The sequence below is a fragment of the Salmonella enterica subsp. enterica serovar Typhimurium str. LT2 genome (genome assembly GCF_000006945.2).
Classification (GTDB): Bacteria; Pseudomonadota; Gammaproteobacteria; order Enterobacterales; family Enterobacteriaceae; genus Salmonella; species Salmonella enterica.
The window spans coordinates 3464650-3485858 of record NC_003197.2; the positions used below are offsets into that span (position 1 = coordinate 3464650).

General features: G+C 53.6%; 24 protein-coding genes, 1 pseudogene and 23 other annotated features. Of the genes and pseudogenes, 11 read left to right on the plus strand and 14 right to left on the minus strand.

Annotated features, from left to right (window positions below):
- Positions 1 to 47 precede the first annotated feature (47 nt).
- Together hflB and ftsJ are read right to left on the minus strand one after the other, a co-directional pair.
- Positions 48 to 1982, minus strand: coding sequence for an ATP-dependent zinc-metallo protease (gene hflB, locus STM3296; RefSeq protein ID NP_462207.1), 1935 nt, complete (start codon positions 1980 to 1982; stop codon positions 48 to 50).
- 103 nt (positions 1983 to 2085) lie between these two features.
- Positions 2086 to 2725 (minus strand): 23S rRNA methyltransferase gene (ftsJ, locus tag STM3297; RefSeq protein ID NP_462208.1). Within the gene, positions 2086 to 2712 belong to an annotated coding region; the region does not span the whole gene.
- Positions 2720 to 2725: a ribosome-binding site (putative RBS for ftsJ; RegulonDB:STMS1H003316), on the minus strand. (Overlaps the previous gene by 6 nt.)
- A 56-nt stretch (positions 2726 to 2781) precedes the next feature.
- Positions 2782 to 2787 (plus strand) — a ribosome-binding site (putative RBS for yhbY; RegulonDB:STMS1H003317).
- Here ftsJ and yhbY point away from each other — a divergent pair.
- Positions 2782 to 3132, plus strand: a protein-coding gene (gene yhbY, locus STM3298; protein NP_462209.3) for a putative RNA-binding protein. Within the gene, positions 2800 to 3132 belong to an annotated coding region; the region does not span the whole gene. (Overlaps the previous feature by 6 nt.)
- Before the next feature lie 155 nt (positions 3133 to 3287).
- Here the strand turns inward: yhbY and greA are convergent.
- The gene (greA, locus tag STM3299; protein ID NP_462210.1) for a transcription elongation factor occupies positions 3288 to 3776 on the minus strand. Within the gene, positions 3288 to 3764 belong to an annotated coding region; the region does not span the whole gene.
- Positions 3771 to 3776, minus strand: a ribosome-binding site (putative RBS for greA; RegulonDB:STMS1H003318). Its footprint overlaps the gene before it by 6 nt.
- A 215-nt stretch (positions 3777 to 3991) precedes the next feature.
- Positions 3992 to 3997, plus strand: a ribosome-binding site (putative RBS for dacB; RegulonDB:STMS1H003319).
- Between greA and dacB the strand changes: the two genes are divergently transcribed.
- The gene (dacB, locus tag STM3300; RefSeq protein ID NP_462211.1) for a D-alanyl-D-alanine carboxypeptidase occupies positions 3992 to 5445 on the plus strand. Within the gene, positions 4012 to 5445 belong to an annotated coding region; the region does not span the whole gene. (Overlaps the previous feature by 6 nt.)
- A gap of 131 nt (positions 5446 to 5576) precedes the next feature.
- Here the strand turns inward: dacB and yhbZ are convergent.
- From yhbZ to rplU, 4 genes and pseudogenes are all read right to left on the minus strand, one after another.
- Positions 5577 to 6761, minus strand: a protein-coding gene (gene yhbZ / locus STM3301) for a putative GTP-binding protein (protein ID NP_462212.1). Within the gene, positions 5577 to 6749 belong to an annotated coding region; the region does not span the whole gene.
- Positions 6756 to 6761, minus strand: a ribosome-binding site (putative RBS for yhbZ; RegulonDB:STMS1H003320). (Overlaps the previous gene by 6 nt.)
- 3 nt (positions 6762 to 6764) lie before the next feature.
- A pseudogene (gene yhbE / locus STM3302) lies at positions 6765 to 7729 on the minus strand (pseudogene; frameshift relative to E. coli b3184 (yhhE)).
- 129 nt (positions 7730 to 7858) lie between these two features.
- The gene (gene rpmA / locus STM3303; RefSeq protein NP_462213.1) for a 50S ribosomal subunit protein L27 occupies positions 7859 to 8132 on the minus strand. Within the gene, positions 7859 to 8116 belong to an annotated coding region; the region does not span the whole gene.
- Positions 8127 to 8132: a ribosome-binding site (putative RBS for rpmA; RegulonDB:STMS1H003322), on the minus strand. It overlaps the preceding gene by 6 nt.
- A 3-nt stretch (positions 8133 to 8135) precedes the next feature.
- The gene (gene rplU, locus STM3304; protein ID NP_462214.1) for a 50S ribosomal subunit protein L21 occupies positions 8136 to 8459 on the minus strand. Within the gene, positions 8136 to 8447 belong to an annotated coding region; the region does not span the whole gene.
- Positions 8454 to 8459: a ribosome-binding site (putative RBS for rplU; RegulonDB:STMS1H003323), on the minus strand. It overlaps the preceding gene by 6 nt.
- 233 nt (positions 8460 to 8692) lie before the next feature.
- Positions 8693 to 8698 (plus strand) — a ribosome-binding site (putative RBS for ispB; RegulonDB:STMS1H003324).
- Between rplU and ispB the strand changes: the two genes are divergently transcribed.
- The gene (ispB, locus tag STM3305; protein ID NP_462215.1) for an octaprenyl diphosphate synthase occupies positions 8693 to 9676 on the plus strand. Within the gene, positions 8705 to 9676 belong to an annotated coding region; the region does not span the whole gene. (Overlaps the previous feature by 6 nt.)
- A 215-nt stretch (positions 9677 to 9891) precedes the next feature.
- Positions 9892 to 9897 (plus strand) — a ribosome-binding site (putative RBS for nlp; RegulonDB:STMS1H003325).
- Positions 9892 to 10195, plus strand: a protein-coding gene (nlp, locus tag STM3306; protein ID NP_462216.1) for a regulatory factor of maltose metabolism. Within the gene, positions 9908 to 10195 belong to an annotated coding region; the region does not span the whole gene. Its footprint overlaps the feature before it by 6 nt.
- 57 nt (positions 10196 to 10252) lie before the next feature.
- Here nlp and murA read toward each other — a convergent pair.
- From murA to yrbF, 7 genes are all read right to left on the minus strand, one after another.
- The gene (murA, locus tag STM3307) for a UDP-N-acetylglucosamine 1-carboxyvinyltransferase (RefSeq protein ID NP_462217.1) occupies positions 10253 to 11524 on the minus strand. Within the gene, positions 10253 to 11512 belong to an annotated coding region; the region does not span the whole gene.
- Positions 11519 to 11524, minus strand: a ribosome-binding site (putative RBS for murA; RegulonDB:STMS1H003326). It overlaps the preceding gene by 6 nt.
- A 41-nt stretch (positions 11525 to 11565) precedes the next feature.
- The gene (yrbA, locus tag STM3308; RefSeq protein NP_462218.1) at positions 11566 to 11859 is read right to left on the minus strand and encodes a putative BolA family transcriptional regulator; all 294 of its coding nucleotides are present in this window, start codon (positions 11857 to 11859) and stop codon (positions 11566 to 11568) included.
- Positions 11860 to 12007: 148 nt separating this feature from the next.
- Positions 12008 to 12318 (minus strand): putative STAS domain protein gene (yrbB, locus tag STM3309; RefSeq protein ID NP_462219.1). Within the gene, positions 12008 to 12304 belong to an annotated coding region; the region does not span the whole gene.
- Positions 12304 to 12954, minus strand: a protein-coding gene (gene yrbC / locus STM3310) for a putative ABC superfamily transport protein (protein ID NP_462220.1). Within the gene, positions 12304 to 12939 belong to an annotated coding region; the region does not span the whole gene. Before yrbC ends, yrbB begins: the two co-directional genes overlap by 15 nt.
- Positions 12313 to 12318: a ribosome-binding site (putative RBS for yrbB; RegulonDB:STMS1H003327), on the minus strand. (Overlaps the previous gene by 6 nt.)
- Positions 12949 to 12954: a ribosome-binding site (putative RBS for yrbC; RegulonDB:STMS1H003328), on the minus strand. Its footprint lies within the gene yrbC.
- 3 nt (positions 12955 to 12957) lie before the next feature.
- The gene (yrbD, locus tag STM3311) for a putative ABC superfamily transport protein (protein NP_462221.1) occupies positions 12958 to 13524 on the minus strand. Within the gene, positions 12958 to 13509 belong to an annotated coding region; the region does not span the whole gene.
- Positions 13514 to 14314, minus strand: a protein-coding gene (yrbE, locus tag STM3312; RefSeq protein NP_462222.1) for a putative ABC superfamily transport protein. Within the gene, positions 13514 to 14296 belong to an annotated coding region; the region does not span the whole gene. Before yrbE ends, yrbD begins: the two co-directional genes overlap by 11 nt.
- Positions 13519 to 13524: a ribosome-binding site (putative RBS for yrbD; RegulonDB:STMS1H003329), on the minus strand. (Overlaps the previous gene by 6 nt.)
- Positions 14304 to 15128, minus strand: a protein-coding gene (gene yrbF / locus STM3313; protein NP_462223.1) for a putative ABC superfamily transport protein. Within the gene, positions 14304 to 15116 belong to an annotated coding region; the region does not span the whole gene. Before yrbF ends, yrbE begins: the two co-directional genes overlap by 11 nt.
- Positions 14309 to 14314 (minus strand) — a ribosome-binding site (putative RBS for yrbE; RegulonDB:STMS1H003330). Its footprint overlaps the gene before it by 6 nt.
- Positions 15123 to 15128, minus strand: a ribosome-binding site (putative RBS for yrbF; RegulonDB:STMS1H003331). Its footprint lies within the gene yrbF.
- A 189-nt stretch (positions 15129 to 15317) precedes the next feature.
- Positions 15318 to 15323, plus strand: a ribosome-binding site (putative RBS for yrbG; RegulonDB:STMS1H003332).
- On the opposite strand from yrbF, the gene yrbG reads away from it, so the two are divergent.
- The 7 genes from yrbG to rpoN all read left to right on the plus strand — a co-directional run bounded on the left by yrbG (position 15318) and on the right by rpoN (position 21201).
- Positions 15318 to 16306 (plus strand): putative CacA family Na:Ca transport protein gene (yrbG, locus tag STM3314; RefSeq protein ID NP_462224.1). Within the gene, positions 15329 to 16306 belong to an annotated coding region; the region does not span the whole gene. Its footprint overlaps the feature before it by 6 nt.
- Positions 16307 to 16312: a ribosome-binding site (putative RBS for yrbH; RegulonDB:STMS1H003333), on the plus strand.
- Positions 16307 to 17306, plus strand: a protein-coding gene (gene yrbH, locus STM3315; protein NP_462225.1) for a putative polysialic acid capsule expression protein. Within the gene, positions 16320 to 17306 belong to an annotated coding region; the region does not span the whole gene. (Overlaps the previous feature by 6 nt.)
- A gap of 6 nt (positions 17307 to 17312) precedes the next feature.
- Positions 17313 to 17318, plus strand: a ribosome-binding site (putative RBS for yrbI; RegulonDB:STMS1H003334).
- Positions 17313 to 17893 (plus strand): putative protein of HAD superfamily gene (gene yrbI, locus STM3316; protein NP_462226.1). Within the gene, positions 17327 to 17893 belong to an annotated coding region; the region does not span the whole gene. It overlaps the preceding feature by 6 nt.
- Positions 17870 to 17875, plus strand: a ribosome-binding site (putative RBS for yrbK; RegulonDB:STMS1H003335). (Overlaps the previous gene by 6 nt.)
- Positions 17870 to 18465, plus strand: a protein-coding gene (yrbK, locus tag STM3317; RefSeq protein NP_462227.1) for a putative inner membrane protein. Within the gene, positions 17890 to 18465 belong to an annotated coding region; the region does not span the whole gene. The genes yrbI and yrbK overlap by 24 nt, the downstream gene beginning before the upstream one ends.
- Positions 18418 to 18423, plus strand: a ribosome-binding site (putative RBS for yhbN; RegulonDB:STMS1H003336). It overlaps the preceding gene by 6 nt.
- Positions 18418 to 18988, plus strand: a protein-coding gene (gene yhbN / locus STM3318; RefSeq protein NP_462228.1) for a putative ABC superfamily transport protein. Within the gene, positions 18434 to 18988 belong to an annotated coding region; the region does not span the whole gene. Before yrbK ends, yhbN begins: the two co-directional genes overlap by 48 nt.
- Before the next feature lie 6 nt (positions 18989 to 18994).
- Positions 18995 to 19720: a putative ABC superfamily transport protein gene (gene yhbG / locus STM3319; protein ID NP_462229.1), complete on the plus strand. Its 726-nt coding sequence runs from the start codon at positions 18995 to 18997 to the stop codon at positions 19718 to 19720.
- Positions 19665 to 19673: a -35 signal (putative -35_signal for rpoN; RegulonDB:STMLTH004585), on the plus strand. It overlaps the preceding gene by 9 nt.
- Positions 19665 to 21201, plus strand: a protein-coding gene (gene rpoN, locus STM3320) for a sigma 54 (protein NP_462230.1). Within the gene, positions 19768 to 21201 belong to an annotated coding region; the region does not span the whole gene. Before yhbG ends, rpoN begins: the two co-directional genes overlap by 56 nt.
- Positions 19692 to 19700, plus strand: a -10 signal (putative -10_signal for rpoN; RegulonDB:STMLTH004585). It overlaps the preceding gene by 9 nt.
- Positions 19750 to 19755, plus strand: a ribosome-binding site (putative RBS for rpoN; RegulonDB:STMS1H003337).
- Positions 21202 to 21209: the final 8 nt, after the last annotated feature.

Here is a 21209-nt window from a genome sequence, read left to right on the forward strand (position 1 = left end):
CCCCAGGGTTTCGGTGAGCGCTAAACATAATGTTGTAAAACAAATGCTTATTTGTCGCCCAGCTGCTCTGACATCGTGTTGCCCGGGTTCGGCGTGCGTGGTTCATCAACCGGACGCGGCGCCTGAGGCGTACCATTGCTGTCAGAGTTATTGGTGCCGTTTGGATCTTCCCAGCCCGCAGGCGGACGCACTTCACGACGCGCCATCAGGTCATCAATCTGCGGCGCATCGATGGTTTCATATTTCATCAACGCATCTTTCATCGCGTGCAGAATATCCATATTGTCAGTCAGGATCTGACGAGCGCGATTGTAGTTACGTTCAATCAGCGCTTTCACTTCCTGGTCGATGATACGCGCAGTTTCATCAGACATATGTTTCGCTTTTGCGACGCTACGGCCGAGGAATACTTCGCCCTCTTCTTCCGCATACAGCAACGGACCGAGTTTCTCCGAGAAGCCCCACTGGGTGACCATGTTACGCGCCAGGTTAGTCGCGACTTTAATGTCGTTCGACGCGCCGGTGGAAACATGCTCAACGCCGTAGATAATCTCTTCCGCCAGACGACCGCCGTACAGCGTGCTGATTTGGCTTTCCAGCTTCTGACGGCTGGCGCTGATCGCGTCGCCTTCAGGCAGGAAGAAGGTCACGCCCAGCGCACGACCGCGCGGGATAATCGTCACTTTGTGCACCGGATCGTGTTCCGGCACCAGGCGACCGATAATCGCGTGGCCCGCTTCGTGGTACGCGGTCGACTCTTTCTGCGCTTCCGTCATCACCATGGAGCGACGTTCGGCGCCCATCATGATTTTGTCTTTCGCTTTCTCGAACTCAACCATCGACACAACGCGCTTGTTACCACGAGCTGCAAACAGCGCCGCTTCGTTGACCAGGTTCGCCAGGTCCGCACCGGAGAAGCCCGGCGTACCGCGCGCAATGATCGCCGCATCAATATCCGTCGCTAACGGTACGCGACGCATATGCACCTTCAGAATCTGCTCACGACCGCGCACATCCGGCAGGCCTACCACCACCTGACGGTCAAAACGGCCTGGACGCAGCAGCGCCGGGTCCAGAACGTCCGGACGGTTAGTTGCGGCGATAACGATGATACCTTCGTTACCTTCGAAGCCGTCCATCTCAACCAGCATCTGGTTCAACGTCTGCTCACGTTCATCGTGACCGCCGCCCAGACCAGCGCCACGCTGGCGACCTACGGCGTCGATTTCATCGATGAAGATAATGCACGGCGCCGCTTTCTTGGCCTGTTCGAACATGTCACGCACACGAGACGCGCCGACACCGACGAACATTTCCACAAAGTCAGAACCGGAAATCGTAAAGAATGGCACCTTCGCTTCACCCGCAATGGCTTTTGCCAGCAGGGTTTTACCGGTACCCGGCGGGCCGACCATCAGGACACCTTTCGGAATTTTACCGCCCAGCTTCTGGAAACGGCTCGGTTCACGCAGGTATTCAACCAGTTCCGCCACTTCTTCTTTCGCTTCGTCACAACCCGCGACGTCAGCAAACGTGGTTTTGATCTGATCTTCCGTCAGCATACGCGCCTTGCTCTTACCGAACGACATGGCGCCTTTGCCACCGCCGCCCTGCATCTGACGCATGAAGAAGATCCAGACGCCGATCAGCAACAGCATCGGGAACCAGGAAATGAAGATAGAAGCCAGCAGGCTTGGCTCTTCAGGTGGTTCGCCAACAACCTTGACGTTTTTAGTCAGCAGGTTATCAAGCAGCTTCGGATCATTAATCGGAATGTAAGTCGTGTAACGGTTACTATCTTTCTTGGTAACGTTGATCTCACGTCCGTTGATACGCGCTTCGCGAACCTGGTCCTGATTGACCTCTTGCAGGAAGGTAGAGTAATCCACCTTACGGCCATTAGACTCGCTGGGCCCAAAGCTCTGGAATACTGACATCAGCACAACGGCAATGACCAGCCAGAGTATTAGGTTTTTCGCCATGTCACTCAAGGGATTAACCTCTTATTACAACTGTGTTAAAAACAGCGTCAGGATACTCTATATCCAGTTTCTTTCAAACCTTACGTCTGAAATCTGCCGGTTATCACTTTCGCCCGGTCGCTACAATGTACACTTCACGCGAACGCGCACGCGAAGAGTCCGGCTTACGAACTTTAACCTTCGTAAACAGGGAGCGAATTTCCCTTAGATACTCATCGAAACCTTCGCCCTGGAACACCTTCACTACAAAACTTCCGCCTGGCGCCAGCACATCGCGGCACATCTCTAACGCCAGCTCCACCAGATACATGGCGCGGGGGATATCCACCGCCGGTGTTCCGCTCATGTTTGGTGCCATATCCGACATGACAACTTGTACTTTACTGTCACCCACGCGTTCCAGTAACGCTTTCATGACAAGTTCATCACGAAAATCGCCCTGAAGAAAGTCCACACCAACGATAGGATCCATAGGTAAAAGATCACAAGCGATGATGCGGCCTTTGCCGCCAATCTGCGTGACCACATACTGTGACCAGCCTCCTGGCGCAGCGCCGAGATCGACTACCGTCATTCCCGGCTTAAAAAGTTTGTCACTTTGCTGTATTTCATCAAGTTTAAACCAGGCACGGGAGCGTAGCCCCTTTTTCTGCGCCTGTTGAACATATTTATCGCTAAAGTGTTCCTGAAGCCAGCGGCTTGAGCTGGCAGAACGCTTTTTACCTGTCATTTAACTTTCCCGTCGGGGCAGTTCATCGTAGCCAATGGCGTAAATTTCTACACGCCTATTTGGCGATATAAGGGAGATGGCGGTAGAATGACCCGTTTTCAATCCCAACGTAAGCAAAAATATACGATGAATCTGAGTACTAAACAAAAACAGCACCTAAAAGGTCTGGCACATCCGCTCAAGCCTGTTGTTATGCTTGGCAATAATGGTTTGACCGAAGGGGTACTGGCCGAGATTGAACAAGCGTTAGAGCACCATGAACTTATCAAGGTGAAAATCGCCTCGGAAGATCGCGAAACAAAAACCTTGATCGTGGACGCTATCGTGCGCGAAACCGGCGCCTGTAACGTACAGGTCATCGGTAAAACGCTGGTGCTGTATCGCCCAACTAAAGAGCGTAAAATCTCGCTGCCGCGTTAAGGATATCCTAAAGTCGAACACAAAATCTGTGTAAAACGAGGGGTTTTCCACGAGCAGGAGAGCAAAATGCCACGCTCTCTCCGTTGATAAAAGGCCGCTATGCGGCCTTTTTCCTTTCTTTACAATACACCAACAATTTGCGTATTGAGTACTGCTTAAAGGTATTCCACTTTAAGCACTTCGTATTCCACATCGCCGCCAGGCGTTTTGATCACCACGACGTCATCCTGCTCTTTGCCGATCAGGCCGCGAGCGATTGGCGAGTTTACCGAAATGAGATTTTGCTTAAAATCCGCCTCATCGTCGCCAACAATGCGGTAGGTCTGCTCTTCGTCGGTGTCCAGGTTCAGCACCGTGACGGTAGCGCCGAAAATCACGCGACCATTGTTCGGCATTTTAGTGACATCAATCACCTGCGCATTCGACAGTTTTGCTTCGATATCTTTAATGCGCCCTTCGCAGAAACCCTGCTGTTCGCGTGCAGCATGATACTCCGCGTTTTCTTTTAAATCGCCATGTTCGCGCGCTTCGGCGATAGCGGCGATGATTTCAGGACGGCGCACAGATTTCAGAAAATCCAGCTCTTCGCGCAGTTTTTCGGCTCCGCGTAAGGTCATCGGAATAGCTTGCATTTGTTATACCTCTTGAACATTCCTGTAGGGGGCAATGAACTCTACCCCGGCTGCTAAGCCAGCCCCGGCATATGCCATACCAGGGTCAGAAGCAAAAAAACACCAACCCGGGCGCGCAGTCCCAGGTCAGCTACAATTTCCTCTTTGATAACCATTTTACCCTGGAGTTCCCTATGGGTCATCGTTTACTTTTTAGGGCGTTGCGCCGTAGTATGACGGCTTGTTTCCAGGGTGTTAGCGCGAGATTATGCGATTTTCCAGATTTATCATCGGATTGACCACCAGTATAGCGTTCAGCGTTCAGGCCGCGAATATTGACGAATACATCAAACAGCTTCCGGCCGGCGCCAACCTCGCGCTGATGGTGCAAAAGATTGGCGCGCCCGCGCCGGCTATTGATTATCATAGTCAGCAGATGGCGCTTCCCGCCAGTACCCAAAAGGTGATTACCGCGCTGGCGGCGCTGATTCAACTCGGCCCGGATTTCCGTTTTACGACCACGCTGGAGACTAAAGGCAACGTCGATAACGGCATCCTGAAAGGTGACGTAATTGCGCGCTTCGGTGGCGATCCAACGCTAAAACGTCAGGATATTCGCAATATGGTCGCGACGCTGAAAAAGTCCGGCGTCACGCAAATCGACGGCAATGTGCTTATCGACACGTCGATTTTCGCCAGCCACGATAAAGCGCCAGGCTGGCCGTGGAACGACCTGACGCAGTGTTTCAGCGCGCCTCCCGCCGCCGCCATTGTTGACCGCAACTGTTTTTCTGTGTCGCTTTATAGCGCGCAAAAACCAAACGATTTAGCCTTTATTCGCGTGGCCTCTTATTATCCGGTAACGATGTTCAGCCAGGTACGGACTCTACCGCGCGGTTCGGCAGACGCGCAGTATTGCGAGCTGGATGTTGTGCCTGGCGATTTGAACCGTTATACGCTTACCGGCTGTTTACCACAGCGCGCCGACCCGCTGCCGCTGGCCTTTGCTATTCAGGACGGCGCCAGCTACGCGGGCGCGATCCTCAAGCAGGAACTGAAAGAGGCCGGGATAACTTACCGCGGCACGCTGCTGCGCCAGACGCAGGTTAACGAGCCCGGAACGATCGTCGCCAGTAAACAGTCGGCGCCACTGCACGATCTGCTTAAGATTATGCTGAAAAAGTCAGACAACATGATCGCCGATACTGTTTTTCGGATGATTGGTCATGTCAGGTTTAACGTGCCTGGCACCTGGCGGGCGGGATCGGATGCCGTTCGCCAGATCCTGCGCCAACAGGCGGGAATTGATATCGGCAATACCATTATTGCCGACGGTTCCGGTCTTTCTCGCCATAATCTGATCGCTCCCGCCACGATGATGCAGGTGCTGCAATATATCGCCCAACACGATAACGAGCTGAACTTTATCTCTATGCTGCCGCTGGCGGGCTATGATGGTTCATTACAATACCGCGCCGGGCTGCATCAGGCGGGCGTAGACGGTAAGGTTTCAGCGAAAACCGGATCACTGCAGGGCGTGTATAATCTGGCGGGCTTTATTACCACCGCAAGCGGGCAACGGATGGCATTTGTACAATATTTGTCCGGCTACGCGGTTCCACCTGCCGATCAGCGTAATCGCCGAATCCCGCTGGTACGCTTCGAGAGTCGGTTGTATAAGGATATTTATCAGAATAACTGAGTGCATTTATTGCCGGATGGCGGCGCTAACGCGTCTTATCTGGCCTACAAAGAACATAATAAAACGGGCCGCAAATGCGGCCCGTTGGCTTTTGTAGGCCGGATAAGCGTAAGCGCCATCCGGCTACGAGATTAACGTTTGTAGATGAACTCGACGCCTTCTTCGTCGTCTTCATCCCAGTCGTCATCCCAGTCATCGTCTGCGTCTTCTTCCACTTCAGCCAGCTGCTGGCGATGATAATCGTCCCACATGAACTCGACTTTTTCCGGCTGTTTTGCTTCTTCAGCCTGCGCGATCGGATTCTCGATGATAAAGGTCATCACATCCCAGCAGAGATCTTTCACCCCCAGCTGACTGGCAGCGGAAATCAGATAGTATTTCCCTTCCCAGCCCAACGCTTCGGCGATCGCTTTCGCTTTCTCTTCCGCTTCGGTTTTATCCATCAGATCGATCTTGTTGAACACTAACCAGCGCGGTTTAGCCGCCAGATCCTGGCTGTATTTTTCCAGTTCGCCAATAATGATACGGGCGTTTTCCACCGGATCGGAACCGTCGATCGGATCGATATCAATGAGGTGCAGCAGTACGCGGCAACGTTCGAGGTGCTTCAGGAAGCGAATCCCCAGGCCTGCGCCTTCCGCCGCGCCTTCGATCAACCCCGGAATGTCGGCCACCACAAAACTCTTTTCGCTGTCCATACGTACCACGCCCAGGCTCGGCACCAGCGTGGTAAACGGATAGTCCGCGACTTTCGGTTTTGCTGCCGATACCGCACGAATGAACGTTGATTTACCAGCGTTTGGCATCCCCAGCATCCCGACATCCGCCAGCAGCATCAGTTCCAGCAGCAGGTCGCGCTTATCGCCCGGCGTACCATTGGTTTTCTGGCGCGGCGTACGGTTAACCGAGGATTTAAAACGGGTATTGCCTAACCCATGCCAGCCGCCCTTCGCGACCAACAGACGCTGACCGTGTTTGGTCATGTCGCCCATCGTTTCACCGGTTCCCTGGTCGATAACGCGCGTACCGACCGGCACTTTGATGGTCACGTCTTTACCGCGTTTACCGGTACAGTCGCGGCTCGCGCCATTCTGACCACGTTCAGCGCGGAACGATTTTTCAAAGCGGTAATCGATCAGCGTATTCAGGTTTTCATCGGCTTCCATCCAGACGTCGCCGCCGTCGCCGCCATCACCGCCGTCCGGGCCGCCTTTCGGGATATATTTTTCGCGGCGGAAGCTCACACAGCCATTACCGCCATCGCCTGCAACGACCAGAATCGATGCTTCATCAACAAACTTCATTTTATTCTCCGTAAATCATTCGCCTGAGCGGGGTTGCGAAACCACCGTTTCATGCTTGCGTAAACCGCCCCAAATACGATGACCAATGGCGGAATACATCGCGCCCGCAACCACGACAAACGCACCGAGATAACCTAAAAGGTTTAACATCGGTCTGGCGAAGAAATCGGGCCAGGCCATAGATAAAAGATCTGAAAACAGCAGGGTAAATAGCGGTGTAAGCGTGATTATCGCGCTCACCTGCGCCGCCTGCCAACGCGCCATCGCTTCCGCCAGGGCGCCATATCCTACCAGCGTATTTAGCCCGCAGAAAATCAAACAGGCGAGCTGCCAGTCGCTCAGTTGCGCTATCACCATCGGTTTTGCCAGCGGCAAGAGCGCTATCGTACATAAAGTGTACAGTAAAAACAGGATCTGCTGCGAGCCAGACGTCGCAATAATACTTTTTGCGCCACGCCATAGCTCACCCACACCATCGCCGCGCCTACGCCAAAAATAACGCCCCAGGTGTAGTCGGTCAGTCGGGTAAAAATCTCGATCAGACTGGTGTTAAAAAACATCACCAGCCCGCTCAATAACATCAGCGCGCCAATCACCTGCGTACCGCGCATCTTTTCTTTCAGAATAAAGACGCTGGCGACCATCATGCCAACCGGCGAGAGCTGGCCGATAACCTGCGACGCGGTTGGGCTTAAATATTGCAGGGAAGAACTGAACAAAATGAAATTACCGAACAGTCCGCAGGTCGCTATCGCCAATAACACCAACCAGCGCGGCTTACGAAAAATACGCAGCGGCGGCAGCTTTCTTTTTACTGCCAGTATCGCCCCGAGGCCAATACTGGCCATTAAGAAGCGGTAGAAGACAATGGTTGAAGGCTCCATCACCTCCAGCACTTGCTTCATTGCTATTGGCAACGCTCCCCAGCACATCGCGGTAGTGAGCGCTAAAAGAATGCCAATGCCTGCCTGCTGCTTCATGCCGTGTTCCCTGCAAAGACCCGTTAACGGCATTCGCACAGCCACACGGGTATATTTTAGTCGGCCATCGAATGTAAAAAGCCCCGCAACAGGTGCGGGGCTTTCATCCGTTACCGGACCACAAAAAACTTACTCAGCAACGATGCTGATGTATTTACGGTTTTTCGGGCCTTTAACTTCGAATTTCACTTTACCGTCTGCTTTAGCAAACAGAGTGTGGTCACGACCGCAACCAACGTTGGTGCCAGCGTGGAATTTAGTACCACGTTGACGAACGATGATGCTGCCTGCCAGAACTGCTTCACCGCCAAAGCGTTTTACGCCCAGACGTTTAGCTTCAGAATCGCGACCGTTACGAGTCGAGCCGCCAGCCTTTTTATGTGCCATTTAATCTGCTCCCCTAATCTTAAGCGCTGATGCCGGTAATTTTCACATCAGTGAACCACTGACGATGGCCCTGCTGCTTACGGTAGTGTTTACGGCGACGAAACTTAACGATTTTAACTTTCTCGCCACGACCGTGGGCAACAACTTCAGCTTTGATTACGCCGCCATCAACGAAAGGAACGCCGATTTTGACTTCTTCACCGTTTGCGATCATCAGAACTTCAGCGAACTCGATAGTTTCGCCAGTTGCGATGTCCAGCTTTTCCAGGCGAACGGTCTGACCTTCGCTTACTCGGTGTTGTTTACCACCACTTTGGAAAACCGCGTACATAAAAAACTCCGCTTCCGCGCACACCTTTCAATGATTCAGAGCGCGCTATAAATATTCACAATAGGGCGCGAATATTACGCAAATTGCACGGCTTTGACAAGTGCTACCATCAATACATGAAGAAAAAAAACACAACGCATACGGTAACGTTTATCTGCGGCGTTTTTTCAGTACAATCAGGGTATATTTCTAACCATAAACCCTACGTTACCTCATTCAGACATGGGATAATCGGGGCGATAAGCCCGGCTTTTGCGATGAATTTAGAAAAAATCAACGAGTTAACCGCGCAAGATATGGCGGGTGTCAATGCGACAATCCTTGAACAGCTTAATTCCGACGTTCAACTGATTAATCAGCTAGGATATTACATTATTAGCGGCGGCGGAAAACGCATTCGTCCGATGATTGCCGTTCTTGCCGCGCGCGCGGTGGGTTATCAGGGTAACGCGCACGTGACTATCGCCGCTCTGATCGAGTTTATCCACACGGCGACGCTGCTACATGATGATGTGGTGGATGAATCCGATATGCGTCGCGGCAAAGCGACGGCAAATGCCGCTTTCGGTAATGCCGCCAGCGTGTTGGTCGGCGACTTTATCTATACCCGCGCCTTCCAGATGATGACCAGCCTCGGCTCGTTAAAAGTGCTGGAAGTGATGTCGGAAGCGGTCAACGTGATTGCAGAAGGCGAAGTGCTGCAATTGATGAACGTGAATGACCCGGACATTACCGAAGAAAATTACATGCGGGTGATTTACAGTAAAACGGCCCGTCTGTTCGAAGCTGCCGCCCAGTGCTCCGGTATTCTCGCTGGTTGTACGCCTGAGCAAGAGAAAGGGTTGCAGGACTATGGTCGCTACCTTGGTACGGCTTTCCAGCTCATTGACGATCTGCTGGATTACAGTGCCGACGGCGAGCATCTCGGTAAAAATGTGGGTGATGACCTCAATGAGGGCAAACCTACCTTACCGTTGCTTCACGCCATGCGCCACGGTACGCCAGAACAGTCAGCGATGATCCGTACCGCTATTGAACAAGGTAATGGCCGTCATCTTCTGGAACCGGTTCTGGAAGCGATGACCACCTGCGGCTCGCTGGAATGGACGCGTCAGCGAGCGGAAGAAGAAGCCGACAAAGCGATATCCGCGTTGCAGATATTGCCGGATACCCCATGGCGTGAGGCGCTAATCGGTCTCGCACACATCGCGGTGCAGCGCGATCGTTAATGCCGTTCTCTTATCCCGCGTACTGCGCGGGATATCCCATTAAGTTCTAATAAACTCCAGATACCCTATCGCCTGTTTTTCACATACTCATCCAGGATTTCCCCTGGCATATTCTGAATATTGCCGCCACTTACATGAACTTTTTAGAACATTCCTTCACGAAGCGTTATAGTATCGAACGTCGTCGGGTTGTTAAAACCGTAAGTGATTAATCTAAGGAGTGATGGATGTATGGAAAGCAAGCTTATTGACTGGCATCCGGCCGATATCATTGCCGGACTACGTAAAAAAGGGACTTCAATGGCCGCTGAGTCACGTCGGAATGGATTGAGTTCATCCACGCTGGCCAATGCATTAACGCGCCCATGGCCGAAAGGAGAGTTGATTATCGCGAAAGCATTGGGAACGGAACCCTGGGTTATTTGGCCATCGCGTTATCACGATCCGCGCACGCATGAGTTTATCGACAGAACGCGGCTTATGAGAGCGCGTAATAAAAACAAACAGAATGTAGAGTAAGTGCCTGTAAAACAACCCCCGCATCGCGTTCGCGGGGGTTGTTCAGCGTACAGAAGGTTATTCGCCTTTCACGCGTTCAATATTCGCGCCTAGCGCGCGCAGTTTGTCTTCGATGCGCTCATAACCGCGATCGATGTGATAAATGCGATCCACAATCGTCGTGCCTTCCGCAATACAGCCCGCCAGCACCAGGCTCGCAGATGCCCGCAGATCTGTCGCCATGACCTGGGCGCCAGAGAGCGTTTCTACGCCATGGCATATGACGGTATTGCTTTCAATTTCCGCACGCGCGCCCATGCGGCTGAGTTCAGGCACGTGCATAAAGCGGTTTTCAAAGACGGTTTCAGTGATAAAGCCCGTCCCTTCCGCCACCAGGTTCAGCAACGTGAACTGCGCCTGCATATCGGTCGGGAATGCCGGGTGCGGCGCGGTACGGACATTGACCGCCTTCGGTCGTTTGCCGTGCATGTCCAGACTAATCCAGTCCTCGCCCACTTCGATATCCGCGCCAGCATCGCGCAGTTTCGCCAGTACCGCGTCCAGAGTGTCCGGTTGCGCGTTACGGCAGAGGATTTTGCCGCGAGAGATCGCTGCCGCCACCAGGAAAGTCCCCGTTTCGATACGATCCGGCAGCACACGATAAACGCCGCCGCCCAGACGCTCTACACCCTCGATCGTAATACGATCGGTGCCCTGCCCGGCGATCTTCGCCCCCAGCGTAACCAGGAAGTTAGCGGTGTCGACAATTTCCGGCTCGCGCGCGGCGTTTTCAATGATGGTCGTCCCTTCCGCCAGCGTAGCGGCGCACATAATGGTGACGGTCGCGCCGACGCTGACCTTATCCATCACGATATGCGCCCCTTTAAGACGCCCTTCTACGGAGGCCTTTACGTAGCCCTCTTCCAGCTTGATGGTCGCACCCAGTTGTTCCAGACCGGTAATATGCAGATCAACCGGACGCGCGCCGATAGTACAGCCCCCCGGCAGAGAGACTTGTCCCTGACCAAAACGGGCAACCAGCGGCCCCAGCGCCCATATCGAGGCGCGCATGGTCTTAACCAGATCATAAGGCGCGCAGAACACGTTCACCTGGCTGGCGTCAATGTGTACCGATCCATTGCGTTCCACTTTCGCGCCTAATTGGCTCAGGAGCTTCATCGACGTATCCACGTCTTTCAGTTTTGGAACGTTTTGGATCTCTACCGGTTCTTCTGCCAGCAGAGCGGCGAACAGGATCGGCAGCGCGGCGTTTTTGGCGCCGGAAATTGTGACTTCGCCCTGGAGCGTCGTTGGCCCCTGTACACGAAATTTATCCATTATTGTATTCTCAGTTAAGCATTCATCTCCGCTACCGGCAGGTTACCCGTAGCTTAAAATCCGTTAAGTTTACGATCGCGCGCCCATTCCGCCGGGGTATATGCTTTGATCGATACGGCATGGATACGGTTGTCCGCAATGTACTCCATTAGCGGCCCATAGACCGTTTGCTGTTTCTTGACCCGGCTCATGCCGTCAAACATCTCGCCCACGGCAATAACCTGAAAGTGACTGCCATCGCCGGAGACGTGGACTTCCTGGAGGGAGAGGGCATTCATCAGCACACTCTGAATTTCATGATTTTCCATGGGTTCTTTATTCGTCAAATAGTGAAAACAGCCCAACATCTTAGAGCAAAGTCGCGCCGTCTTAAATAAGCAAAAGATTACGCTGATAAATCAGCGCGGTAAAAGTGCCGGATGGTGCTGCTAACGCAACTTATCCGGCCTACGGGGATCATGCGAAGTGTAGGCCGGATAAACCATCCGGCATTCATTACATACGGGGAAGTACGTCTTCGGGCAAGTTATATAATTGCGCCAGCGCGTAAACCTTGTCGTTAACGCCAGACAGCGACACGGCATTGCCCTGCTTTTTTGCCTGGTTCACAAGGTGCGCCAGCAGCGCCAGTCCCCCCGTATCTACCCTGGAGATCTGGCTCAGGTCGATACGGGTAACGCCATTCATCGCTTCTACGCGCGCGTCCCATAGCGGCGCCAACACGTCCTGATCCAGCTCTCCCGCCAGCACCAGAGTGTCCGCCTCACGCGTCCAGGTGAGTTGCGGCGTCATTACTGTTTCTCGTCCAAAGTAATTTTCTGTTGAGAGATAGATTTCAGTTGTGCGGTCAGGCCGTCGATGCCTTTAGTACGCAGCAGGTCGCTCCACTCATTTTGCTTGGTGGTGATCATGCTGACGCCTTCCGCAATCATGTCATACGCCTGCCAGTTGCCGGTCTGGGTGTTTTTTCGCCACTGGAAATCCAGGCGTACCGGCGGACGACCGTTGGGATCGATAATCGTTACACGGATAGGCACAATGGTCGCATCGCCCAGCGGTTGCTCAGGCGCTATCTGGTAAGTCTGACCGTGGTACATCGCCAGCGCCTGACCGTATGCCTGTTTCAGGTATTCGCGAAACGCTGCAAAATAGGCTTCACGCTGCGCCGGGGTCGCCTCTTTGTAGTAGCGGCCCAACACCAGCGCGCCGGCATATTTTACCTGCACGTACGGCAGAAGTTCCTGATCAACAACGTCTCGCAGGTAATCCGGATTGGCACGAATTTTCGGCTGTTCGTTTTTCAGGCGATCAAAAGTTTTCTGCGCCGCCTCGTTCATCAGTTTATAAGGATTGCTCTGATCCGCTGCCGTTGCTGCGCTTAATGGCGCAATGACCAGCAGGGCCACCATCATCAGTCGTTTAAACATGCCTCAATTCTCCTGAGATTATTTCGTTTCGCCCGCGGGCGTTGTGGCTTCAGTATGACCTTCCGTTGCGGCTGGCGCATCGCCAGAATTCTTATTGTCGTCGCCTTTGCTGTTATAAAGGAACTGGCCAATCATATCTTCCAGCACCATTGCAGACTTGGTGTCCTGAATCGTACTCCCATCTTTGAGGATAGACGTTCCCAGCTCAGGATCTTCAAAACCGACGTTTAATGCCAGATATTGCTCCCCCAGCAGTCCGGAAGTTCGAATACTCAACGAGCTGGTATCGGGAATATGGTTATAACGCTCTTCGATGTCGAGCGTTACGCGCGGCAGGTATGTTTTCGGATCAAGCGAGATATCTTCAACCCGCCCGACAACCACCCCGCCGATGCGTACCGGGGAACGCACTTTCAGACCGCCGATGTTATCGAAGGTCGCATAAACCTTATAGGTCGGCTCCGTGCGCATAGAGGTCACATTTGCCGCCTTCAGGCAAACAAACAGCGCCGCCAGCAACGCTACCAGCAAAAAAACGCCTACCCAAATTTCATTTTTTTTCGTTTGCATGAACTCAATTCCCAAACATCAGTGCGGTCAGCACAAAATCCAGCCCCAGAACGGCCAACGATGCGTGAACCACGGTACGCGTCGTTGCCCGGCTAATCCCGGCAGAAGTCGGTATTGCGTCATAACCGTTGAATAACGCAATCCATGTTACCGTAATGGCGAACACCACGCTCTTTATCAGACAGTTCACCAGGTCCATACGCCAGTCGACGGCATTCTGCATCGCGGACCAGAAGAACCCGGCGTCGATTCCCTTCCAGCTTACGCCGACCAGCGAGCCGCCCCAGATACCGACCGCCACAAAGATAATGGTCAGTAGCGGCAATGAAATCACGCCCGCCCAAAAGCGCGGCGAAATCACCCGGCGCAATGGATCGACCGCCATCATCTCCATACTGGAGAGCTGCTCCGTCGCCCGCATCAGGCCGATTTCCGCCGTCAACGCCGACCCGGCCCGCCCGGCAAACAGCAACGCCGCGACCACCGGCCCCAGCTCGCGCAGCAGCGAAAGCGCCACTAACATGCCAAGACTGGTCTCCGCGCTGTAAGTGGTCAGAACCAGATAGCCTTGCAGCCCCAGCACCATACCGATGAATACGCCGGAGACAATAATGATAAGCATTGACAAGACGCCCACATTATAAAGCTGGCGCACCAGCAGCGGCGCATGTTTGCGAAACTCCGGCTTACCGATAATCGCATTGAATAACATTAACCCGGCGCGCCCGAACGTCCTGACGGTTTTGATCCCGCTGTGTCCGAGTGCTGCCAGCGCATTTAACAGCATGAGTGGCTTAACTCCCTGTTTCGAGTAAATCAAGGTGATAGTCGCCCGCCGGATAGCGGAACGGAACCGGCCCGTCGGCAATGCCGTCAAGGAACTGACGCACGCGCGGGTCCGTATTCTCCTGCAACGCCTGAGCGCTACCGTGAGCGACGATTTTTTTGTCCGCCATGATCCAGGCGTGATCAGCAATACTGAGCACCTCTGGCACATCATGCGAGACCACCACGCAGGTCACGCCCAGCGCGCTGTTCAATTCTGAAATCAGCTTCACCAGAACGCCCATGGTAATCGGGTCCTGGCCGACAAACGGCTCATCGAACATGATGAGATCCGGTTCCAGAGCGATGGCGCGCGCCAACGCGGCGCGGCGCGCCATCCCACCGGAGAGCTCGGAAGGCATCAGTTTTGCCGCGCCGCGCAGCCCGACAGCTTCCAGTTTCATCATCACGACGCTTTTTAGCAGCGGCGCGGGTAAATTGGTGTGCTCCCGTAGCGGATAGGCCACATTGTCAAACACGTTCATGTCGGTAAACAGCGCTCCCGACTGAAACAGCATACTCATACGTTTGCGGACGGTGTAGAGCCGCGAACGGGACATGGCCGGCACATTCTCGCCATCAAATAAGATCTCGCCCTTATCCGGCGGGATCTGTCCGCCAATCAGGCGCAACAGCGTGGTTTTACCGATGCCCGACGGCCCCATGATCGCCGTGATCTTCCCGCGCGGCACCGTCAGGGAAATATTATCGAAAATGCAGCGTTCGCCACGGGAAAAGCTGACGTCGCGCATATCGACTAAATTGGCCGCAGACTGACCCATTGATTCATCCTTCGTATTGCCTTGTTGAGGTAACCATGGCGCTGAATTTAACCATGGGTTCGACATAATTACAGAATATTAACTGACAGGGTTAGCGAAAGCTGGCATTCGTTTTACTTTTTAGCCGCATAAAGTCAAAATTAGGACTTCGTTACGGCTTCCAGATATCCCTTCCAGGGGACCGGCGAGTATACCTGAAGAAAGGACTTTAGATGCTTTTAGCGATGGCGCTACTCATAATTGGTTTGCTTCTGGTGGCCTACGGCGCCGATCGTCTGGTGTTTGCGGCCTCTATTTTATGCCGTACATTCGGTATTCCCCCGCTGATCATCGGGATGACGGTTGTGAGTATCGGCACCTCGCTGCCGGAAATTATTGTGTCGGCCGCCGCATCGCTACACGGTCAGCTCGATTTGGCCGTCGGCGCGGCGCTCGGTTCTAACATCACCAATATTTTGCTGATCTTAGGGCTGGCGGCGCTGGTTCGTCCATTTACCGTGCATTCCGATGTTCTACGTCGCGAATTGCCGTTAATGTTATTTGTTAGCGTGGTAGCCGGTTCCGTACTGCATGACGGACAGTTAAGCCGCAGTGATGGTATCTTTCTCCTGCTTCTGGCTGTGCTATGGCTGTTATTCATTGTTAAAATCGCGCGTCTGGCCGAACGCCAGGGGAATGACAGCCTCACCCGCGAACAACTGGCGGAGCTGCCGCGCGAAGGCGGGCTCCCCGTCGCGTTCTTATGGCTGGGCATTGCGCTGGTCATCATGCCGATGGCGACGCGCATGGTAATCGATAACGCTACGGTGCTGGCGAACTATTTCGCCATGAGTGAATTAACGCTCGGTCTGACAGTCATCGCCGTCGGCACCAGTCTGCCAGAGCTGGCGACGGCGATTGCCGGCGTGCGAAAAGGCGAAAATGATATTGCCGTTGGTAATCTCATTGGCGCCAATATTTTTAATCTCGCTATCGTGCTGGGACTGCCTGCGCTGATCGCGCCGGGGGAGATCAATCCGCTGGCGTTTGGGCGTGATTATAGCGTGATGTTGCTGGTTAGCGTGGTTTTCGCTTTACTTTGCTGGCGGCATCCGCGTCAGATTGGTCGGGGCGCAGGTATACTGCTGACCGGCGGGTTTATCGTATGGCTGGCGATGCTCTATTGGCTATCGCCACTTCTTGTTGGATAACTGGAAACGGATTATGTCGCATTTAGCGTTGCAACCGGGGTTTGACTTTCAGCAGGCAGGCAAAGAGGTCCTGGAAATTGAACGTGAAGGCCTGGCGGAGCTTGATCAATATATCAACCAGCATTTCACGCTGGCCTGTGAAAAAATGTTCAACTGCACCGGAAAAGTGGTGGTCATGGGGATGGGGAAATCCGGCCATATCGGACGGAAAATGGCCGCCACGTTCGCCAGTACCGGCACCTCTTCCTTTTTTGTACATCCGGGCGAAGCCGCGCACGGCGATTTGGGGATGGTTACGCCGCAGGATGTGGTTATCGCTATCTCCAACTCCGGCGAATCCAGCGAGATCGCGGCGCTAATACCGGTACTTAAACGTCTGCACGTGCCGTTAATTTGCATTACCGGGCGACCGGAAAGCAGCATGGCGCGTGCGGCAGATGTGCATCTGTGTGTTAAAGTGCCCAAAGAAGCGTGTCCGTTAGGACTGGCGCCTACCAGTAGTACCACCGCAACGCTGGTGATGGGCGACGCGCTCGCTGTGGCGTTGTTAAAAGCGCGCGGCTTTACCGCCGAGGATTTCGCTCTGTCGCATCCTGGCGGCGCGCTGGGACGTAAGCTACTGCTGCGCGTAAGCGATATTATGCATACTGGCGATGAGATCCCGCATGTTAATAAACATGCCACCCTGCGTGATGCGCTATTAGAAATTACGCGTAAAAATCTCGGTATGACCGTCATTTGCGATGAATCCATGAAGATCGACGGTATCTTCACCGACGGCGATTTACGTCGCGTATTCGATATGGGCGGCGATATGCGCCAGTTGGGGATCGCCGAGGTGATGACGCCAGGGGGCATTCGCGTGCGTCCCGGTATTCTCGCTGTCGATGCGCTGAATTTAATGCAGTCCCGCCATATCACCTCCGTACTGGTTGCTGATGGCGACCAGTTACTCGGTGTGTTACATATGCATGATCTCCTGCGTGCAGGCGTCGTGTAGAAACTCAAGGATAATTAACGATGAGTAAAGCAGGTGCGTCGCTTGCGACCTGTTATGGCCCCGTCAGCCCCCATGTCATGACCAAAGCGGAGAATATCCGCCTGCTCATCCTGGACGTGGATGGCGTATTGTCTGACGGCCTGATTTATATGGGCAATAACGGCGAAGAGCTGAAGGCTTTCAACGTTCGTGACGGCTATGGTATTCGCTGTGCTTTGACCTCCAATATCGAGGTTGCCATTATTACCGGACGAAAGGCTAAACTTGTAGAAGATCGCTGCGCCACGCTGGGGATTGTCCATCTTTATCAGGGACAGTCGAATAAGTTGATCGCCTTTAGCGATCTGCTGGAAAAACTGGCCATTGCGCCGGAAAATGTTGCCTATGTCGGCGATGATCTGATTGACTGGCCAGTGATGGAAAAAGTGGGGTTAAGCGTTGCCGTTGCGGATGCGCATCCACTGCTGATCCCCCGCGCTGACTATGTGACGCACATTGCCGGCGGGCGCGGCGCGGTACGTGAGGTGTGCGATTTGCTGCTGCTGGCGCAGGGCAAGCTGGATGAGGCCAAAGGGCAATCGATATGAGTAAAACCAGACGTTGGGTTATCATTCTACTGTCGCTGGCCATTCTGGTACTGATTGGTATCAATCTGGCGGATAAAGACGATCCTGCTGCCGTGATGGTCAACAGCAACGATCCCACGTATAAAAGCGAGCATACGGATACCGTCGTGTACAGTCCGGAAGGCGCGTTGAGCTATCGTCTGATCGCGCAGCACGTTGAATATTTTTCCGATCAGGCGGTCTCATGGTTTACGCAACCGGTATTAACCACCTTTGATAAGGATAAAGTGCCGACATGGTCGATCAAGGCCGATAAAGCCAAATTGACTAACGATCGGATGCTCTATCTGTATGGCCATGTTGAAGTCAACGCCCTGGTGCCTGACGCTCAATTACGCAGAATTACCACCGATAACGCGCAGATTAATCTGGTGACGCAGGATGTTACCTCGAACGATCTGGTGACGTTATACGGCACAACATTTAACTCCAGCGGACTGAAAATGCGCGGTAACTTACGCAGCAAGAACGCCGAGCTGATTGAAAAGGTTAGAACCTCTTATGAAATTCAAAACAAACAAACTCAGCCTTAATCTTATGCTTGCCGGCTCGCTGCTGGCCGCCAGCATTCCGGCTTTCGCCGTCACGGGCGATACCGAACAGCCTATTCATATTGACTCGGATCAACAGTCGCTGGATATGCAAGGCAACGTCGTGACCTTTACGGGCAACGTGGTGATGACCCAGGGCACGATTAAGATCAACGCCGATAAAGTCGTGGTTACCCGCCCTGGCGGCGAACAGGGGAAAGAGGTGATCGACGGTTACGGCAATCCGGCCACCTTCTACCAGATGCAGGACAACGGTAAGCCGGTGAAAGGCCACGCTTCCCATATGCACTACGAGCTGGCGAAAGATTTTGTGGTGCTGACCGGCAACGCTTATCTGGAGCAGCTTGACAGCAACATTACCGGCGACAAAATCACCTACCTGGTGAAAGAGCAGAAAATGCAGGCCTTCAGCGAGAAAGGCAAACGCGTCACCACCGTTCTGGTGCCGTCGCAGTTGCAAGACAAAAACAAAGGCCAGACTCCGGCGCAAAAGAAGAGTAACTAATTCGTTATGGCAACATTAACTGCAAAGAATCTGGCGAAGGCCTATAAAGGCCGTCGCGTAGTGGAAGATGTCAGTCTGACCGTTAACTCCGGGGAGATTGTCGGGCTGCTCGGTCCAAACGGCGCGGGTAAAACCACCACCTTTTATATGGTCGTCGGTATCGTGCCGCGTGACGCAGGCAATATCATCATCGATGATGAAGATATCAGTCTGCTGCCGCTGCACGCGCGCGCGCGCCGCGGTATCGGCTATTTGCCGCAGGAAGCCTCTATTTTCCGCCGTCTCAGCGTATTTGATAACCTGATGGCGGTACTGCAAATTCGTGACGATTTGACCGCAGAACAGCGAGAAGACCGCGCCAACGAGCTGATGGAAGAGTTTCATATCGAGCATCTGCGCGACAGCATGGGACAGGCGCTGTCCGGTGGTGAACGCCGTCGTGTAGAAATAGCCCGCGCGTTGGCCGCTAATCCCAAATTTATCCTGCTGGATGAACCCTTTGCCGGCGTTGACCCGATTTCCGTTATCGACATCAAACGCATTATCGAGCATCTGCGCGATAGCGGGCTCGGCGTGCTGATCACCGATCATAACGTCCGTGAGACGCTGGCAGTCTGTGAACGCGCCTATATCGTGAGCCAGGGCCACCTTATTGCCCACGGTACGCCGACAGAAATCCTGCAAGACGAACACGTTAAGCGTGTATATCTTGGGGAAGACTTCAGACTCTGATAGGGTAGAGGGCTATGCTGCTCTAGCGGGAGAAAACGACTCTGAATATGAAGCAAGGTTTGCAACTCAGGCTTAGCCAACAACTGGCAATGACGCCTCAGCTACAACAGGCCATCCGTCTGTTGCAGTTGTCTACGCTGGAACTTCAGCAGGAACTCCAGCAAGCGCTGGAAAATAACCCGCTGCTTGAGCAAACCGATCTTCATGACGAAATCGACACCCAGCAACCTCAGGATAACGATCCTCTCGATACCGCCGACGCGCTCGAACAAAAAGAGATGCCGGAAGAGCTGCCGCTTGACGCCAGTTGGGATGAAATTTACACCGCCGGGACGCCGTCCGGCCCCAGCGGCGATTATATCGACGATGAGCTGCCCGTCTATCAGGGCGAAACGACGCAGTCGTTGCAGGATTATCTGATGTGGCAGGTTGAGCTAACGCCCTTCTCGGATACCGATCGCGCTATTGCGACATCCATTGTCGACGCGGTAGATGATACCGGCTATCTCACCGTATCCCTGGACGAAATTCGCGAAAGCATGGGCGATGTAGAGGTGGATCTCGATGAGGTTGAAGCCGTTCTGAAGCGCATTCAGCGTTTTGATCCGGTAGGCGTCGCGGCAAAAGATCTTCGCGACTGTCTGCTGATCCAGCTTTCACAATTCGACAAATCCACGCCGTGGCTGGAAGAGGCGCGGCTCATTATCTGCGATCATCTTGATCTGCTGGCCAACCACGATTTCCGCACGTTGATGCGCGTTACCCGACTAAAAGAAGAGGTGCTGAAAGAGGCGGTAAACCTGATTCAGTCGCTCGATCCCAGACCCGGTCAATCGATCCAGACCGGCGAGCCGGAGTACGTTATCCCGGATGTGCTGGTACGCAAGCATAACGGTCGCTGGACGGTGGAGCTTAATAGCGACAGTATTCCCCGTTTACAGATTAACCAGCACTATGCCGCCATGTGCAATAGCGCGCGCAACGATGCCGACAGCCAGTTCATCCGCAGTAATTTACAGGATGCGAAATGGCTGATAAAAAGCCTTGAAAGCCGTAACGACACGCTGCTGCGCGTCAGTCGCTGCATCGTCGAGCAACAGCAAGCCTTTTTTGAACAGGGCGAAGAATATATGAAACCGATGGTACTGGCGGATATCGCCCAGGCCGTCGAGATGCACGAATCCACCATATCCCGCGTGACCACGCAGAAGTATCTGCACAGCCCGCGCGGTATTTTTGAACTCAAATATTTCTTTTCCAGCCACGTCAATACCGAAGGCGGAGGCGAAGCCTCTTCCACCGCGATTCGCGCGCTGGTGAAGAAGTTAATTGCGGCGGAAAACCCCGCGAAACCACTGAGCGACAGCAAGTTAACCTCTCTGCTGTCAGAACAAGGTATCATGGTGGCGCGCCGCACTGTTGCGAAGTACCGAGAGTCTTTATCCATTCCGCCGTCAAACCAACGCAAACAGCTGGTTTGACCCAACCG

Excerpts from the sequence above, each read along its gene's own strand:
- rpmA (NP_462213.1), bottom strand. The coding sequence starts at position 8,116 with ATGGCACATAAAAAGGCTGGCGGCTCGACTCGTAACGGTCGCGATTCT.
- yrbG (NP_462224.1), top strand. The coding sequence starts at position 15,329 with ATGCTTTTAGCGATGGCGCTACTCATAATTGGTTTGCTTCTGGTGGCC.
- yrbC (NP_462220.1), bottom strand. The coding sequence starts at position 12,939 with ATGTTTAAACGACTGATGATGGTGGCCCTGCTGGTCATTGCGCCATTA.
- yrbD (NP_462221.1), bottom strand. The coding sequence starts at position 13,509 with ATGCAAACGAAAAAAAATGAAATTTGGGTAGGCGTTTTTTTGCTGGTA.
- ftsJ (NP_462208.1), bottom strand. The coding sequence starts at position 2,712 with ATGACAGGTAAAAAGCGTTCTGCCAGCTCAAGCCGCTGGCTTCAGGAA.
- rpoN (NP_462230.1), top strand. The coding sequence starts at position 19,768 with ATGAAGCAAGGTTTGCAACTCAGGCTTAGCCAACAACTGGCAATGACG.
- rplU (NP_462214.1), bottom strand. The coding sequence starts at position 8,447 with ATGTACGCGGTTTTCCAAAGTGGTGGTAAACAACACCGAGTAAGCGAA.
- yrbH (NP_462225.1), top strand. The coding sequence starts at position 16,320 with ATGTCGCATTTAGCGTTGCAACCGGGGTTTGACTTTCAGCAGGCAGGC.
- yrbB (NP_462219.1), bottom strand. The coding sequence starts at position 12,304 with ATGACGCCGCAACTCACCTGGACGCGTGAGGCGGACACTCTGGTGCTG.
- murA (NP_462217.1), bottom strand. The coding sequence starts at position 11,512 with ATGGATAAATTTCGTGTACAGGGGCCAACGACGCTCCAGGGCGAAGTC.
- nlp (NP_462216.1), top strand. The coding sequence starts at position 9,908 with ATGGAAAGCAAGCTTATTGACTGGCATCCGGCCGATATCATTGCCGGA.
- yhbZ (NP_462212.1), bottom strand. The coding sequence starts at position 6,749 with ATGAAGTTTGTTGATGAAGCATCGATTCTGGTCGTTGCAGGCGATGGC.
- yrbF (NP_462223.1), bottom strand. The coding sequence starts at position 15,116 with ATGGGTCAGTCTGCGGCCAATTTAGTCGATATGCGCGACGTCAGCTTT.
- hflB (NP_462207.1), bottom strand. The coding sequence starts at position 1,982 with ATGGCGAAAAACCTAATACTCTGGCTGGTCATTGCCGTTGTGCTGATG.
- yrbI (NP_462226.1), top strand. The coding sequence starts at position 17,327 with ATGAGTAAAGCAGGTGCGTCGCTTGCGACCTGTTATGGCCCCGTCAGC.
- dacB (NP_462211.1), top strand. The coding sequence starts at position 4,012 with ATGCGATTTTCCAGATTTATCATCGGATTGACCACCAGTATAGCGTTC.
- yrbE (NP_462222.1), bottom strand. The coding sequence starts at position 14,296 with ATGCTGTTAAATGCGCTGGCAGCACTCGGACACAGCGGGATCAAAACC.
- ispB (NP_462215.1), top strand. The coding sequence starts at position 8,705 with ATGAATTTAGAAAAAATCAACGAGTTAACCGCGCAAGATATGGCGGGT.
- yhbN (NP_462228.1), top strand. The coding sequence starts at position 18,434 with ATGAAATTCAAAACAAACAAACTCAGCCTTAATCTTATGCTTGCCGGC.
- yrbA (NP_462218.1), bottom strand. The coding sequence starts at position 11,859 with ATGTTGGGCTGTTTTCACTATTTGACGAATAAAGAACCCATGGAAAAT.
- yrbK (NP_462227.1), top strand. The coding sequence starts at position 17,890 with ATGAGTAAAACCAGACGTTGGGTTATCATTCTACTGTCGCTGGCCATT.
- yhbY (NP_462209.3), top strand. The coding sequence starts at position 2,800 with ATGACCCGTTTTCAATCCCAACGTAAGCAAAAATATACGATGAATCTG.
- greA (NP_462210.1), bottom strand. The coding sequence starts at position 3,764 with ATGCAAGCTATTCCGATGACCTTACGCGGAGCCGAAAAACTGCGCGAA.
- yhbG (NP_462229.1), top strand. The coding sequence starts at position 18,995 with ATGGCAACATTAACTGCAAAGAATCTGGCGAAGGCCTATAAAGGCCGT.